This is a genomic window from Bacillus sp. cl96, assembly GCF_900100505.1.
Classification (GTDB): domain Bacteria; phylum Bacillota; class Bacilli; order Bacillales; family Bacillaceae_G; genus Bacillus_A; species Bacillus_A cereus.
On record NZ_FNDM01000006.1, the window covers coordinates 1 to 15,471 of the forward strand.

Here is a 15,471-nt window from a genome sequence, read left to right on the forward strand (position 1 = left end):
CGAGCTGTTTTTTCCAAACAGAAATCGTTGAAGGGGCAGGAATATTAAAGATAGCTGCCGTCTCAAATAAGGACATACCGTTTTCAATCATAAAGTTTAGTACGTCTAGTTTAAATTGTTGTGTGTAATTTGTACATCGTTTTAGAAAAGCTTCCAGACCATTCTGTTTATATTGGTTTACCCAATTCAAAATGATTGTGTCACTTATACCGAGCGATCTACCCATTTCTCGATAACTTTCATTTCCGTTCAAATAACGTAGAACGATTTGTATTTTTTCATCAGCTGTAAATTTAGCCATAGAAAAACTGCACCCCCAATTGTTAGGCTGTGTCTAACAATTGGGGTGCAGTTCACTCAGCTTGCTCTTTTACTTATGACGACGGTTTTTCCCACCAATCGGAATTGGTTTCGCTAAATATTTAATTCGTTCCATAATACGTGCTGCCTTCATTTCTTCAGCCTCGCCACGCTGCGTATACGTTAAATGGTGTTCCAGTTGTTTAAAATCAAAATTAGACGTAAAGAACGTCGGTAAGTTTTCTAACATACGGAATTGTAAGATTGCACCGAGTACATCGTCACGGACAAAGCTTGACATCGCTTCTGCCCCGATATCATCTAACATTAAAACTTGTACGCGTTTAACCGCATCAATCTTCTCACCAATCGAATTATCTTGAATTGAACTTTTAATTTCACGTAAAAATTCCGGGAAGTATACGAGCATCGAACTTATTTTCTTTCGAGCAAGCTCGTTCGCTATTGCTCCTAACAAATACGTTTTTCCTACACCAAATTTACCGTACAAATATAAACCTTGTGCTTTTTTACCTGGTTCATATGTACTTAAAAATTCATTCGCTGCACCAATCGCATCGATACGTGCATTTAAATCAGAAGGATCTAAGTTTTCCATAGTTGCCTGTAAAATATCCGTTGGCATATATACACTTTGAACAAGTTTTTCATATTTCTTTCTCTCGTCATGCGCTACTTTTCTAACGCAGCGATCGTATTGAATATCAATCATCTTCCCTTGAATAACAAGCTTTGGCTCGTACCCTTGTAGCATATTTTTACATGAGCCTAAATCCGGACAATCCACGCAACCTACACTTTGTCCAATATATTCATATAACTTCACAAGACTGCGCTCAATCATAGAAGTCGTTACTTCACCCTTATGTTCATCTATAAATTCTTTCACACGCGGATGCGCCATTACTTCTGCCTTTAATACTTCATATCTATTTTTAAAGTTTTCATTTTCCATTAATTTTGCAAATGAATTTTGAATATGCTCCATTTTCTCACCTCAAAGAGCGTTCATTCTCTTCTATTAATCACGCTTATATTTTTTTAACACTTCTTCTAGTCGTTTTCGTTCATCTTCTAGCGTACTTGCATCTTTTTCTACACTTACATCTTTCTTCACTGTTTCTTTCTCTTGTTCTTTCGGCTCTTCTTCCTTAAGCCAATCTGGCACCATTTCTTTCCGCACCGTTTTCTTCGCCGTACGGCCTTTTTTCTTCGTCTCAGCCCACTCTTGATATTGACGGTTCTCTTCTTTCGCTAACGCCATCGCGTCCGCTACTGTACCGACCTTTTTACGTGCCCAATGCCCAGCAATCTTCTCGACATACGTTTTCGCAAGTTTCATATCTGAGCGTAGCATAACGTAATAAATAAGTACATTCACAACTCCTGGTGTCAATTTTTGATTAATCATGACATCTTCAACGATTTGCAAGTCCGCTTTCGTTGCCTCTGCACCACCAGAAATCTCTTTCAATAGTTGTTTTGGTGAGATTTCCTCTAGCTGCTTTATTAGCATCTCCTCTTGCGATGAAGGCTCTTTCTCTTTCATCGTACGTGCAGCATGAGGCTGTACTCTTTCACTTAATACCGGTAATGCTTGACCATTTTCAAATTGATACCAATCGCGCGCTCCTTTTCTAAGCCTTTCCATATCAATTGTTTGCATCTCTGTCACTGCACCAAGAACGATATTTTGCATCGATAACACATCTACACCATACACGTAAGCAAGTGTTATAACGCAGTCTCTCACTTGATCTGTAATCGCCTTTTTAGGAACAAGAGCGGACAATCCATCTACAAATAAAGAGAAATCAAAGAAATCATTCCAAACTTTCGGAGCGTCTCCCTTCTCGTTACTTGGCATAGTTGTCGTTTTTGGAATACGAAGGTCTTCTTGCGCATGCTCAAGTTGTCCTGGATTAAACGAACCAAACACATCATTGAAAGAACGCGTAACATTTTCATAAGAAGCAAAATCAAATTCTTCTTCTAAGAAATATTGCTTTACTTGATTATATTTTGTCCTGCTCAATCGATTGTATAAAAAGATACTTAAAACAATATCATCAAAAAACTGCTTCGGAGATAAAGGTGGTTGCAACTCATATATGAACATTCGAATATCTTTTTCTTTCTTAATATATACCTTCAAAAGCCCAATTGCCTCTAACTTTACTCGTTCCTCATATACTTCAGGAAGTTGCATTTGCATAGTCACCATAAGGGAATGATGCGTATTCTCTTTTCCAAATACACGATCTTGCTCAAGCTCTCCCCATAGTGTCATGTATAAGCTAAAAGCTCTACTACCTATTAACGGCTGATACAACATCGTTAACACTTTTCGGTCGTAATTGTGCAGTAGTCCTTTCGCACTTACTTTATAACGATCAATCGGCAATAGCTCCATCCATGACTGTTTTTCCATTCTTGCTTTTCCTTTCTCTCATCCAATCTATCCTCTACTTCATTCGTTCTATCTTCATTATATAAATTCTTAGTGAAAAAGAGCTATTAGCTTGCGCTTCTAGCTCTCTTATCCTATTACTTACGGTATGTAAAGAGAATAAAATACAACTTCTACTCTCTTTCTTTTTGCAGTATATCTTTTAATTCTTCAATAAATACATTTAAATCTTTAAATTGACGATATACAGAAGCAAAACGTACGTAAGCAACATCATCAATATCGCGAAGTTCTTCCATAACAATTTCACCAATCATATCACTTTTCACTTCTGATATACCTAAATTACGCAGTTCACGTTCCACGCTTTGTGTTACTTCTTCTAATTGTCTTAAAGATACTGGTCTTTTTTCACACGCTTTAATTAAACCGCGTAAAATCTTTTCTTTATTAAACTCTTCTCGTGTGCCTTCTTTTTTTACAACGATAAGAGGTGACTCTTCTACCCTTTCAAAGGTCGTAAAGCGACTTAAGCAGCTTTCACACTCTCTCCTTCTTCGAATAGAGCGCCCCTCGTCTACCGGACGCGAATCTAACACTCTTGTACCATTATGAGAACAGGATGGACAACGCAATTCATTCACTCCTTTACACTATACTCTTTATTTTTCTCTACTCACTTCACCTAAAATATATATACAATATTATATAACTCATTCTAACTCTCTTACCACTTTAAGTTCCAGCGCATCACTTTATCATCTCATCCTTAAAAATAAGATGGTATATAGGGCACTACCTCATTTGCAAGAGTCCAATTTATTCAACTAACGAGTACGTTATATTTTCCCTTTTTTATAAACTAAAAAAGAGGTGCATTATACACCTCTTTACATTTTAAATCAATTATGTTCTTTTTTAAAGAGCTTTTGTTTCTCTCTGCTTAATTTCGAAGCTACCAGTGCCTCGAGGAAGCTCGATGCTCTCACGCGTTTTCGCGTTTAAACCTTCTGCAATATATTCTGCAGCAACATTTGGATCAATACGATCCCCACAAGTATAAACATCAATACTTGCGTAACCGTGCTCCGGAAAGCTATGAATTGTTAAATGTGATTCTGAGATAATTACTACTCCACTTACACCTTGTGGTGCAAATTTATGGAAAGCAACCTCACGCACTTCAGCACCAGCTCTTAGTGCTGCATCCACAAATAATTGTTCAATATACGGCATGTCATTAAGCTTGTCGAAATCGCAATCCCAAAGTTCAGCGATCACGTGACGACCCATCGTATCCATAGTATCCATTCTACAGTTCCCCCTTGTAAATTTATTCTAACTGTTCGAATTGAAAACTAATTTGCAATTTGGCTTGCTCCACTACCACGGGGGAAAGTTAGTCCAGAGAGGTCCTAACCCTTTAAGTAGTGACTACGTACCTCAGCTCTTAAGTTTACGAGTGTTAGTATACTTTGTTTATTTTCATTTTGCAACAACAGTTTTTTCGATTTTCTGTCATATTTTCCTCTTTACTTTTCCCTAAAAAAAATAAACGATTCACAAATGCAGTAATCACAACGTTTCGTGGTATGTCCACTTTTTAAAATATACTTATATAATTTTTTTCCTTTTCAGAAAAAATTAAAAAAAGAGGGCAAATATCGCCTTGCCCTCTCCTCCCTTATTCACTTAAATGTGTTGCACATTTTCTTGTTTCGCTAACTCTTCAACAACTAACGTTACAAGATCTACAACACGACGAGAGTAACCCCACTCGTTATCATACCAAGCAAGTACTTTCACTTTACGATCACCCATTACCATTGTAGATAAACCATCGATAATAGCTGAGTGTGTATTTGTATTAAAGTCGATAGATACTAAAGGCTCTTCGCTGAATTCTACAATACCTTTTAACGCACCGTTTGCAACAGTTTTGAATGCATCGTTAATAGCTTCAACTGTCACATCGCGTTTTACATCTACTACTAAATCAACAAGAGACACGTTTGGTGTTGGTACACGAAGTGCCATACCATGAAGTTTTCCGTTTAAATGTGGAAGAACTTTTGCTAGCGCTTTCGCAGCACCTGTCGTTGTCGGAATGATTGATTGTCCGCAAGCACGTGCTCTTCTTAAATCTTTATGTGGGTTATCAATATTTTTTTGGTCATTTGTATAAGCGTGAACTGTCGTCATTAAACCGTTTTCAATTCCAAACTGCTCATCTAACACCTTCACAACAGGCGCTAAACAATTTGTTGTACAAGATGCATTTGAAATAACAGTATGTTTTGTAATATCTAATTGGTCTTCGTTCACACCAACTACAATTGTTACATCTTCATTTTTACCAGGCGCTGTTAAAATAACTTTTTTCGCTCCAGCTTCAACGTGAAGAATTGCTTTTTCTTTCGAATTAAATTTACCAGTTGCTTCAATTACAACTTCAACACCTAAATCTGTCCAAGGCAATTCCTTTGGATCGCGGTTGTTTAAAAGGCGAATCATTTTTCCATCAACTAATAAGTGATCTTCAAATGCTTCTACTGTTCCGTCAAACTTGCCATGAACTGTATCATATTTAATTAAGTGTGCTAACGTTTCAGATGGATAGCTTGCATTGATTGCTACAATTTCGAATGCGCTTTCTTTTATTGCTTGACGAAATACCATTCTCCCAATACGTCCAAATCCATTAATTGCCACACGAGTCATAATATGTTATCCCCCTTGAATGCGTTATACTATTTATCTCCAATCCCAATAATAGTATAACACAAAAAGGGGATATGTCACTAAGCATTTTCATTAATTTCACAATTTTTTAGTCAATAATGTTCCACTTTTTTAAAATTACCTGCAATTGTGTTTTCGTTCCCATAATTGTGCCATCATTATTTATCACTTCATCTGCATTTTTCACTTTTTCTTCTAACGGCATTTGAGATTGAATACGAGCTGTTGCTTCTTCTTCTAAAAAGTTATTTCGTTTCATTAAACGTTCTAATTGCGTATGCGGCTTAACCGCTACAACTAAAATGCGGTCAACGAGACTTGTTAATTTGCTTTCAAATAAGAGAGGAATATCTAACACAACCGCTTGCATACCTTCTTTTATGTACATTTCCTTTTGCCTATTCATTTCCTCACGCACTGCAGGATGAACAATTTTATTTAACTGCAATCGTTTTTCTTCATTATAGAAAACGACACTTCCTAGTTTTGGACGATCTAGTTCTCCATCCTCTTGTAACACTTCCGTTCCAAATACTTCTACTATTTTGTTATATGCTGGTTTTCCTCGCTCTACAACTTCTCTTGCGATAATATCTGCATCAATAACTGGTATGCTCAGTTCACGAAACATTTGAGACACTGTACTTTTTCCGCTTGCAATGCCTCCCGTTAATCCAATTACTACTGTCATAATAATCCTCCTCATAATAAAAGGCGCGAAACTAATGTTCCACGCCCATACTTACATTTTCCAAATTCCAATAATGATGAGTAATACTCCAGGCAGGAATGTAAATTTTTGTAACCACTTCATATTTGATAAAACCGTTCCAAGTTTCATTCCAATAAATAAAAACAAAGAACTCATAACTGCAACTAATATCGCCATCATAGCGGGTGCATACCCTAATAAAGATGCACCAATTCCGGCACCAAATGAATCTACAGAAAGAGCTATACCAAGAAGTAATGCTTCTCCTGCAGAAATGGTGCCTGATTTATCAAAATCTGCAACAGTCGGTTTCCGTAAAATTTGAATCACTAGGCCTAGCGAGGCAATCTCTAATTTCCAGACCTTCTCCTCTTGCTTCGGTTCTTCTTTTCTCTCACTTCGAAAAAATTGATATAATACCCAAATCCCTATTCCAATAAGAACAAGCCCACCGATACGCGTTGCGATAACAGGTGAAAATACTTTCGCGATCATATGTCCAATTCCCATTGAAACAAGCATAACAGCCGCTGAACACATTCCGATAATTATAATTGATCTTAGTGGAATTCTTACGCTTCTTAAACCATATGTTAGCCCTACACTACAGCTATCTAAGCTTAATGTAAAAGCTAATAAAATAAGAGATAAATAAAGGTACATCGGTAAGCTCCTCCCTTATACATAGCTCTGCTGTATGTATATGACAAATGCCTATCCGATGTTATCTCTTTTCTATATTCTAGGCTGACAAATTGGGCAGTAATGCGTTCCTCGCCCGCCAACAACTGTTTTTTCTAATATCGTGCCACAAGTTACGCACGGCTCTCCTTTTTTCCCATATACATTTAGGAGTTCTTGGAACGAACCAATTTGCCCTTGTGAGTTGATATACGTCCGAATTGTACTTCCGCCACGCTTTACTGCTTCGCCTAGCGTTGTAACGGTAGCCTCATAAATTCGCTCAATTTCTTCTACTGTTAAAGACGAAGCTTCTCGTTCTGGATGGATTTGAGAACGGAATAAAACTTCATCTACATATATATTTCCAAGCCCTACTAAAAGACGCTGGTCCAGTAGCACAACTTTTATTTTACGATTTGTCTTTTGTAATCTTTCTTGTAAATACTGCGGTGTCATTTCAGCATCAAATGGCTCCGGACCTAAGTCAGCAAGAGGCATTTGGTTCATTTCTTCACCTTTCTTAAAGAGATGCATCGTACCAAACTTTCTCACATCTTTATAATGTAATTCCGTTCCATCTGTAAATAAGAAACGGACGTGCGTATGTTTATCAATCGGCTCATCCTCTTGATGTAATAAAAACTTACCTTCCATACGCAAATGTGAAACAATGACATAATTCGTTACATATAAAAGCAAAAACTTTCCTCTTCGCTTTATATTTTCAATCTTCTCGCCTTTTAGCATTTCTTTAAAGATTTCTGCATCATCCGGTCGTTTCACTATTTTTGGATAAGTAACAATAACATCTTCAATCGTTTTTCCTGTTACAAGATTTTCAAGTGTCCGTCTGACGTTTTCAACCTCTGGTAATTCAGGCATTTCATCACTTCCTTATTTTGCGTCGTACCAAGTTGGACCGTAAGAATAATCAACTTTCAGCGGAACTGCAAGTTCAATCGCATGTTCCATTACTTCAGGTACAAGCTGCTCTAATTTTTCGATTTCTTCTTTTGGTGCTTCAAATATTAATTCATCGTGTACTTGCAGAAGAAGACGCGCTTGTAATCCTTCTTCTTCTAAACGATCTGCCATAATAATCATCGCTTTTTTAATAATATCTGCTGCAGTACCTTGAATTGGTGTATTCATCGCTGTACGCTCAGCGAAGCTACGCAAGTTAAAATTACGACTCGTAATTTCTGGAATATAACGGCGACGATTTAATAATGTAGCTACATATCCTTTTTGTTTCGCATCTTTTACGATGTCCTCCATGTATTCTTGTACACCAGGGAAACTTTCTAAATACTTTTCAATAAATTCCGCTGCTGCTTTTCTTGTAATTCCTAAGTTTTGTGAAAGACCATAATCACTAATACCATACACAATTCCGAAGTTAACAGCTTTCGCTTGTCGTCTCATATTTGAAGTTACTTCATCTTTTTCAACGCCAAATACATCCATAGCTGTTTTCGTATGAATATCCATGTCATGTTGGAACGCTTCAACTAGCCCTTTATCATTTGCAATATGAGCTAATACACGCAGTTCGATTTGTGAATAATCAGCCGCATACATAATCCATCCTTCTTCTGAAGGAACAAATGCCTGACGAATCTTTCTTCCTTCTTCTAATCGAATCGGGATATTTTGCAAGTTCGGATCCGTTGAACTTAATCGACCTGTTTGCGTTAACACTTGATTAAAGCGAGTATGAATTTTAGATGAATCTTCATGTACAACTTTCAGTAAACCTTCAATATAAGTTGAATTTAGTTTCCCTAATTGACGATAATGTAAAATATTTGGAATAATTTCATGGTGATTCATAAGCTTATCTAGTACATCAGCTGACGTAGAATAACCTGTTTTCGTCTTTTTAATAACCGGTAAGTTTAAGTTCTCAAACAGAATAACACCAAGCTGCTTCGGTGAATTAATATTAAACTCTGTTCCCGCAAGCTTATAGATTTCCTGTTCCATTTCCTTTAATCTACCCGCAAGTTCTTCTCCCATATTACGAAGACGCTCTGTATCAACTTTTACACCCTTTACTTCCATATCAGCTAATACACGTGCAAGCGGCAATTCTAACTCTGTAAACAGTTCATATTGCTCATTCTTCTTTAACTCTTCAACGAATGTTTGCTTTACATCATATAATACATGCACTTTACGAGCCACATGCTCCGCGACTACCTTTAACTCTGGAACAGCACGTTTCGCACCTTTTCCGTAAACTTCTTCATCTGATTTCACAGCATGCGTTTCTTTCATTTTCGCTACAGTACGGAAATCTTTATCTGTATCAGCCGGGTCAAGTAAATAAGCAGCGATTAATAGATCAAAGTCAATCCCTTGCATATCTATCCCATTCCATTTCAGTGCAACGATTGCACGCTTCGCATCAAATGTATGCTTTCTCATCTCTCCATCTGCAAGCCACTCTTTAAAAGCATCTGACTTAAGAGCAATGTCTGTCTGAATAAAGTAACATCCATTTTCATTTTGAATACCGAAACCTTGAATGTCTGCTTTATGATAGTTATCTTCTTGTACTTCAACGATAAGCGCACTATCTTGCTGAAGCATTTCTTCTGTAACTTCTTCCACAATATCAAATGTAATATCATCTAATTCAGCTGGAGCTGTTTCTTCTGGCGTAACGCCTAATTTATTTAAAAGAGATGTAAATCCTAAACTCTCGAACATTGGAATGACATCACTTGCTTCATATCCTTTATACGCCATATCATCCACATGAACTGTAATCGGCGCATCTGTAATAATAGTTGCAAGATCCTTACTCATAAGAGCTTGTTCTTTATTTTCTTCCAGTTTTTCTTTTAATTTCTTCCCACTTACTTGATCTAGATTTTCATACACTTCTTCAACCGTTCCAAACTGTGTTAACAATTTAATCGCCGTTTTTTCACCAACTCCTGGTACACCCGGAATATTATCTGATTGGTCTCCCATTAAACCTTTCATATCGATAATTTGCTTTGGTGATAAGCTGTATTTTTCAAATAAAGCTTCTTTCGTATATTCATCCACTTCTGTAATCCCTTTTCGCGGAATACATACAAGCGTGTTATCAGAAACAAGTTGAAGTAAATCTTTATCTCCTGAAATAACTTTTACACTCGCCCCTTGCTCACTCGCTTCTTTCGCTAACGTTCCCATGATGTCATCCGCTTCATAATTTTCTAATTCATAACGCGGTACATTGAACGCATCCAGCATCTCACGAATAAACGGGAACTGCTCTGATAATTCAGGTGGAGTCTTTTGACGTCCTCCTTTATACTCACTATACGTTTTATGACGGAACGTTGTTTTGCCTGCATCAAACGCCACTAACATATGAGTTGGCTTTTCTTCCTCTAATATTCTCATTAACATCATTGTAAAACCGTAAATTGCGTTCGTATGTATACCTTTGTCGTTATTTAAAAGCGGTAGTGCAAAGAAAGCACGATACGCGATATTATTACCATCTACTAATACGACCTTTTTTTCCAAAATTGAAACCTCCCCATACAAATTTGAAATGATTTTTTTCACAGAAAAAAACCGTTCCTTTCCTCTCTCTATATTAACATGACTAATAGAGAGAAGAAAAATAACGGCTATTTTCTTTCATATATAAAACAGACTTATATTGGCATAAAGGGAAGTGACGAGAACAGCTTAACTATTCTCGTCCAAAATTACTCCTTGGATGAAGGGGTTTTCATGTATTATATTAACAGAGCTTTATTAATATTTAATTAAGCCATTGTTAATATATTGTAAACATCCTTCATCCTATTTTTCAGTTGCTGATTTCGGTAAAACAACTGTAAACGTTGTCCCTTCTCCAACTTCACTATCTACTGTAATCGTACCTTGATGCGCCTCAACTAAATGCTTTACGATCGACAATCCAAGGCCGGTACCACCAGTATTTCTACTTCTTGCTTTATCCACCCGGTAGAAACGTTCAAAAATACGCGGAATTTCCTCTTTACTAATACCAATTCCAGTATCCGATACTTTTATATAAGCATTATATTTATCTTCCGCTAACTCTACTGAAACAACGCCTCCAGCCGGTGTATATACGATTGCGTTATTAATTAAATTAATAAAGATTTGTTTCAAACGACTTGGATCTCCAATAACAGAGGCACGTTTTAATACATTAACTTGTAAAGAGATTTCTTTTTCTCCTGCTTTATTATCAAGTACCATATGAATATCTTCAAGCAGCCCCTTCATATCAACGGTTCCCATATTTAATTTAAATCCTTGTTGTTCGATCTTCGACAAATCTAATAAATCTTCAATTAATCCTTGCATGCGCTCACTTTCTTTTAAAATAATGTGCAAGAAATGTTCGCAGAATTTTTTATTATCCATCGCTCCGTCTAAGAGTGTTTCTGAAAAACCTTTAATAGAAGTAATCGGTGTCTTTAATTCATGAGAAACATTCGCTAAAAAGTCTTTTCTCATTTGTTCTAATTTCTTTAACTCTGTTATGTCATGGAATACGAGAACAATCCCTTTCCATTCATGGTTTGTCCCGATAATCGGCGCTCCATATACTTCGAAATGCTTCCGTTCAATTCCAAGTGGCAATAACATTTGTTTACGCACTTTCACTTCTGTCATAAAGATTTCTTCTACAAGCTCAATAATTTCTGTATGATGAAACGATTCATAATATAAGCGATCTAAATATTCTTCATCTGTTACGTGGAAAGTTTCCTTATAAGAGCGGTTTACAAGGTTTATATATCCTCGGCTATCAATTAAAATCATTCCGCTTCCCATATTTTCAATTAACGTATGCAGACGATCTTGCTGCATTTCTTGTTCAAGTGTCATCTCTTGTAAATTTCGAGCTAAAATATTAATCGCTTTACTCAGCATCCCTGTTTCATCCGAATGACTTTCGTATGCACGTGCTTTATAATTACCCTTTGCCAATTCAATTGCAACTTTCGTAACCGATTCAATTGGCCTAATATATTGCCCTGTAATTTTCATACCTAAAAATACAACTACGAGACAAGCAATGACAAATCCGATAATTAATAATCCCCACGTTTTTTGATGTACGTCTCTTAAAGGATCAATTATACTTTTCACCAAAATGTATCCTTGTTTTCCTTCTACATCTTGAACGAACACCGCATGATAAAATTCATTCTTTCGATCCGTTTCTTTCGTAATCACTTTACTTCGTTGTTTTGCCACTTCCGAAGAAAGTTCTTTAATCGTCTCTGGACTAAATGCCAATTCTTGTCCTTTTCTATATTGAACTTTCTTTTTTTCATCCAAAAATACGATAGAAGCTGGTATTTTTTCTTCTAACTTTTCAAATACGTATGGATTTTTTAAGACATTATCAAACCCTTGCTCTTCTGCTAACGTCGCAACATACTCTGTCTCTTTTACCATTCTCTCTTTAGCATGATCTATATAGTAGTTTTCAAACACAGTTTCTAGTAATAAACCTAGTCCAACTAAAATAAATACAATAAGAGAAACAAATGTAAAAAGAAGCCTGGAACGAAATTTATTCATTCCCTTTTGGCTCCTCTAATTTATATCCTAAACCACGTATCGTTTTAATGTACGTCGGTTTTTTCGTATTTTGTTCAATTTTATCGCGCAAATGGCTAATATGAACATCAACAATTCGTGTATCACCAGCAAAATCGTAATTCCATACAGCACTTAGTAATTGATCACGTGTTAACACGCGACTTTTATTTTTCGCAAGATACACAAGTAGTTCAAATTCTTTTGGTGTTAATTCAAGCTTTCTTCCTTGGAAATAAGCCTCATAAAATTCCGGTAAAATTTTAAGTTCTGCAATTGTGATGCTATCTTCATCTGGCGCTTCTGCAACTTGTTCTTCTTGTTGTAATTTCGTACGACGCAAAATCGCCTTCACACGAGCAACAACTTCTCTTGGACTAAATGGCTTTGTCATATAATCATCCGCCCCAAGTTCAAGGCCTAGCACCTTATCAAACTCATCATCTTTTGCCGTTAACATTAAAATCGGCGTCATAACGCGCTGCAATCGTAATTCTTTACACACTTCCATACCATCCATTTTCGGAAGCATTAAATCTAATATAATTAAATCTGGGCGTTCTGTTGTCGCTTTTTGAAGCGCCATTTCTCCATCCATCGCTGTTATAACTTCAAACCCAGCTTGTTGTAAATTAAATTCGATTAAAGTTAAGATAAATTCCTCATCATCAACTACTAAAATACGATTGTTCATTCTTTTCCTCCAAGTTATAGACTTGAAACCTTCTTCATCCTAGTATTTTCCCCGTTATTCTCATCATACTAGAAAACAAGGTCCCTCTCAATATAATTGTCTATTCATGGAGATCGTTTGTGTAGAATTGAGAAAATAGAAGTAATTACGATTCACCTGCAACTACACAGGATTTTGCCAAACTTTATAGATTGCTCTCTCTTCTTTAAAGCTCACTTCCGTATGAACTATAAAATCTTGATTTTGTGCTAAGAAAAACGAAAGAGCATACGCTATTTTATAATCTGGTGTTTCATATCCATCAAATACTCTCCCGTACATTTCATTCGCAACCCGGTCTGCCCACACTTCAGCTTCTCTTACCGTTTCAAAGATCACGTCTTCTCTTTTCCACCTCACCTAAAAAACCACTCCTTTAATTGACTTCAATTACCGATAATTATATTATTAATCTTAATATATAAATTAATAATATAAGGAGGTCTATTATGCGACTAATACTATCCATTCTATCTTTAGCAGTCACATGTATCCTTGCTTTTAACGCTCCGAGCTGGGATACGATTAAAACGGGGTGCTCAGAATTTGCTGAAGGGTTCAAAGAAGGGTTCTTCAACTAAAAATAGCGCTAGCATCCTTATTAAAGGTATGCTAGCGCTATTCATATTTTCATCTTTTTAAAAATTATCTAATGCTTTTTCCATAATAGAAACTGATTTAAAAGGTGGCGTTACTGTTAATGAACCTTTCACAACAGTTTCTCCTTTTTCATCATGAGCAGATACAAGCATATCAATTGTATGTTCCTCCTCAGAAACAGCCACAACTTCAAAGTGGATTTGTAACGTTTCATAATGGTGAACATGTTTCACGAATGTAAGGTCCTTTCTCGTAATATGACTTCCTGGACCCGGTAAATATTTCGTAACCGCCGTTGTAATCATTCCCGTTAGCATAATGCTTGGTACAATCGGCTTTTCATACGGAGTTTGGGATGCGTAATCATGCTGAATATATAATGGATTGGCATCATTCGTTAACCCTAAGTACAATAACAAATCTTTATCCTCAATTTTTTCAGTGATAGATAATTTCTCTCCTACTGTAATTTCATCCATTTTACGACCAATTTGAACTTTTTTCTTTAACATGTTACAACCCCCTCCGATTTTTTCACCTTATTATCCTACTAAAAGCGATACCTTATCCGAAATTTACTATGATGAGGGCAATGTATAGTATAAATCTACAGTTTCATTATAGGATATTACAAATGATAGCGTTTTCATATTATTTCAAAAAAACAATTCGGTAAATAGTAGAAAAAGATTCGGAATCCCGAATCTTTTTCACTACTATTCAATTATTAAACAAGAACTTTCATTACATTACGTACAGATTCTACAGAGCGATCTAACGCTTCTTTTTCATCTGCAAGAAGTTCTAATTCAATAATTTTTTCAATTCCGTTACCACCTAGAATTACTGGTACCCCTAAGTAAAGGTCACTATAACCATACTCACCTTCAAGGTACGCAATAGCTGGTAATATACGGCGTTGATCTTTTAAGATTGCTTCTGTCATTTCAACTAAAGAAGCTGCTGGTGCGTAATATGCACTACCGTTTCCTAATAAGCCTACAATCTCACCGCCACCTTTACGTGTACGTTCTACGATTGCTTCTAAACGCTCTTTCGGAATTAACGTTTCTAACGGAATACCGCCTGCATAAGAATAACGCACAAGAGGTACCATGTCGTCACCGTGTCCGCCAAGAACAAATCCTGTAATGTCTTTTACAGAAAGATTTAATTCTTGTGCGATGAATGTACGGAAACGAGCTGTATCTAATACACCCGATTGGCCGATTACACGCTCTTTCGGGAATCCTGCTTCTTTAAATACAGAATATGTCATTGCATCAACTGGATTTGTTAACACAACAATAATTGCATTTGGTGAATGTTTTGCAATGTCGCGCGTAATACTTTTCATAATTTTAGAGTTTGTTGCTACTAAGTCATCACGGCTCATACCAGGCTTACGTGCAATACCTGCTGTAATAACGACAACGTCAGAATCAGCAGTATCTGCGTAATCAGATGTTCCAATAATGTTAGCATCAAAACCTTGTACTGGGCTCGCTTCTAACATATCTAACGCTTTCCCTTTTGTTGGATTTTCCAGTTGTGGAATGTCCACTAATACAACATCTGCAAGTTCTTTTTGTGCTAATAAGAATGCCGTTGTTGCTCCTGTAAATCCTGCACCGATGACTGAAACCTTCTTGCGTTTGATTGTCATAATTTACC

General features: G+C 36.5%; 16 protein-coding genes. 1 reads left to right on the forward strand and 15 read right to left on the reverse strand.

Features of this window, described 5'->3' with window-relative positions; genetic code table 11:
- The 13 genes from BLT20_RS14685 to BLT20_RS14750 form a co-directional block, all read right to left on the reverse strand.
- Window positions 1-301, reverse strand: a 301-nt coding sequence (locus BLT20_RS14685; protein WP_139195752.1) for a helix-turn-helix domain-containing protein, incomplete at its 3' end; no start/stop codon positions are given.
- A 69-nt stretch (window positions 302-370) separates the two neighbouring features.
- Window positions 371-1,309, reverse strand: a complete 939-nt coding sequence (gene dnaI, locus BLT20_RS14690) for a primosomal protein DnaI (protein WP_000400104.1) — start codon at window positions 1,307-1,309, stop codon at window positions 371-373.
- 33 nt (window positions 1,310-1,342) lie between these two features.
- Entirely contained in the window at window positions 1,343-2,752 is a 1,410-nt protein-coding gene (locus BLT20_RS14695; RefSeq protein ID WP_000415049.1) for a replication initiation and membrane attachment family protein, read from the reverse strand.
- 152 nt (window positions 2,753-2,904) lie between these two features.
- The gene (gene nrdR / locus BLT20_RS14700; RefSeq protein ID WP_001203687.1) at window positions 2,905-3,366 is read right to left on the reverse strand and encodes a transcriptional regulator NrdR; all 462 of its coding nucleotides are present in this window, start codon (window positions 3,364-3,366) and stop codon (window positions 2,905-2,907) included.
- Window positions 3,367-3,649: 283 nt separating this feature from the next.
- Complete coding sequence (speD, locus tag BLT20_RS14705) at window positions 3,650-4,033, reverse strand: adenosylmethionine decarboxylase (protein ID WP_002003660.1); 384 nt, start codon at window positions 4,031-4,033, stop codon at window positions 3,650-3,652.
- A gap of 390 nt (window positions 4,034-4,423) precedes the next feature.
- A complete protein-coding gene (locus tag BLT20_RS14715; RefSeq protein ID WP_000198974.1) occupies window positions 4,424-5,452 on the reverse strand; it encodes a glyceraldehyde-3-phosphate dehydrogenase in 1,029 nt (342 codons plus the stop codon).
- A gap of 109 nt (window positions 5,453-5,561) precedes the next feature.
- Window positions 5,562-6,164 carry a dephospho-CoA kinase gene (gene coaE / locus BLT20_RS14720; RefSeq protein ID WP_000219314.1) on the reverse strand — a complete coding sequence of 201 codons (603 nt, stop codon included), beginning with the start codon at window positions 6,162-6,164 and terminating at the stop codon, window positions 5,562-5,564.
- 51 nt (window positions 6,165-6,215) lie between these two features.
- Window positions 6,216-6,848 carry a sporulation membrane protein YtaF gene (ytaF, locus tag BLT20_RS14725; protein ID WP_000281747.1) on the reverse strand — a complete coding sequence of 211 codons (633 nt, stop codon included), beginning with the start codon at window positions 6,846-6,848 and terminating at the stop codon, window positions 6,216-6,218.
- A 72-nt stretch (window positions 6,849-6,920) separates the two neighbouring features.
- Complete coding sequence (mutM, locus tag BLT20_RS14730; protein ID WP_001114478.1) at window positions 6,921-7,751, reverse strand: DNA-formamidopyrimidine glycosylase; 831 nt, start codon at window positions 7,749-7,751, stop codon at window positions 6,921-6,923.
- 12 nt (window positions 7,752-7,763) lie between these two features.
- Complete coding sequence (polA, locus tag BLT20_RS14735; RefSeq protein WP_000412825.1) at window positions 7,764-10,397, reverse strand: DNA polymerase I; 2,634 nt, start codon at window positions 10,395-10,397, stop codon at window positions 7,764-7,766.
- Window positions 10,398-10,682: 285 nt separating this feature from the next.
- Window positions 10,683-12,446 carry a sensory box histidine kinase PhoR gene (gene phoR, locus BLT20_RS14740; protein WP_001032106.1) on the reverse strand — a complete coding sequence of 588 codons (1,764 nt, stop codon included), beginning with the start codon at window positions 12,444-12,446 and terminating at the stop codon, window positions 10,683-10,685.
- Window positions 12,439-13,158 (reverse strand): two-component system response regulator PhoP, encoded by a 720-nt coding sequence (gene phoP, locus BLT20_RS14745; protein WP_001065220.1) that lies wholly within the window; start codon window positions 13,156-13,158, stop codon window positions 12,439-12,441. Before phoP ends, phoR begins: the two co-directional genes overlap by 8 nt.
- Window positions 13,159-13,320: 162 nt before the next feature.
- Entirely contained in the window at window positions 13,321-13,557 is a 237-nt protein-coding gene (locus BLT20_RS14750) for a hypothetical protein (RefSeq protein ID WP_001267385.1), read from the reverse strand.
- An 89-nt stretch (window positions 13,558-13,646) separates the two neighbouring features.
- Here BLT20_RS14750 and BLT20_RS31060 point away from each other — a divergent pair, with 89 nt between their 5' ends.
- The gene (locus BLT20_RS31060) at window positions 13,647-13,778 is read left to right on the forward strand and encodes a hypothetical protein (RefSeq protein ID WP_001237022.1); all 132 of its coding nucleotides are present in this window, start codon (window positions 13,647-13,649) and stop codon (window positions 13,776-13,778) included.
- A 57-nt stretch (window positions 13,779-13,835) separates the two neighbouring features.
- Here the strand turns inward: BLT20_RS31060 and BLT20_RS14760 are convergent, their stop codons facing one another.
- Together BLT20_RS14760 and mdh are read right to left on the reverse strand one after the other, a co-directional pair.
- A complete protein-coding gene (locus BLT20_RS14760) occupies window positions 13,836-14,309 on the reverse strand; it encodes a MaoC family dehydratase (protein WP_000914180.1) in 474 nt (157 codons plus the stop codon).
- Between the two features lie 215 nt (window positions 14,310-14,524).
- Window positions 14,525-15,463 carry a malate dehydrogenase gene (gene mdh, locus BLT20_RS14765; protein ID WP_000153230.1) on the reverse strand — a complete coding sequence of 313 codons (939 nt, stop codon included), beginning with the start codon at window positions 15,461-15,463 and terminating at the stop codon, window positions 14,525-14,527.
- Between the last annotated feature and the right edge of the window lie 8 nt (window positions 15,464-15,471).

Coding starts and splice junctions, on each gene's coding strand:
- dnaI (WP_000400104.1), bottom strand. CDS start 1,309: ATGGAGCATATTCAAAATTCATTTGCAAAATTAATGGAAAATGAAAAC.
- mutM (WP_001114478.1), bottom strand. CDS start 7,751: ATGCCTGAATTACCAGAGGTTGAAAACGTCAGACGGACACTTGAAAAT.
- ytaF (WP_000281747.1), bottom strand. CDS start 6,848: ATGTACCTTTATTTATCTCTTATTTTATTAGCTTTTACATTAAGCTTA.
- BLT20_RS14760 (WP_000914180.1), bottom strand. CDS start 14,309: ATGTTAAAGAAAAAAGTTCAAATTGGTCGTAAAATGGATGAAATTACA.
- phoR (WP_001032106.1), bottom strand. CDS start 12,446: ATGAATAAATTTCGTTCCAGGCTTCTTTTTACATTTGTTTCTCTTATT.
- speD (WP_002003660.1), bottom strand. CDS start 4,033: ATGGATACGATGGGTCGTCACGTGATCGCTGAACTTTGGGATTGCGAT.
- coaE (WP_000219314.1), bottom strand. CDS start 6,164: ATGACAGTAGTAATTGGATTAACGGGAGGCATTGCAAGCGGAAAAAGT.
- BLT20_RS31060 (WP_001237022.1), top strand. CDS start 13,647: ATGCGACTAATACTATCCATTCTATCTTTAGCAGTCACATGTATCCTT.
- BLT20_RS14715 (WP_000198974.1), bottom strand. CDS start 5,452: ATGACTCGTGTGGCAATTAATGGATTTGGACGTATTGGGAGAATGGTA.
- BLT20_RS14695 (WP_000415049.1), bottom strand. CDS start 2,752: ATGGAAAAACAGTCATGGATGGAGCTATTGCCGATTGATCGTTATAAA.
- phoP (WP_001065220.1), bottom strand. CDS start 13,158: ATGAACAATCGTATTTTAGTAGTTGATGATGAGGAATTTATCTTAACT.
- mdh (WP_000153230.1), bottom strand. CDS start 15,463: ATGACAATCAAACGCAAGAAGGTTTCAGTCATCGGTGCAGGATTTACA.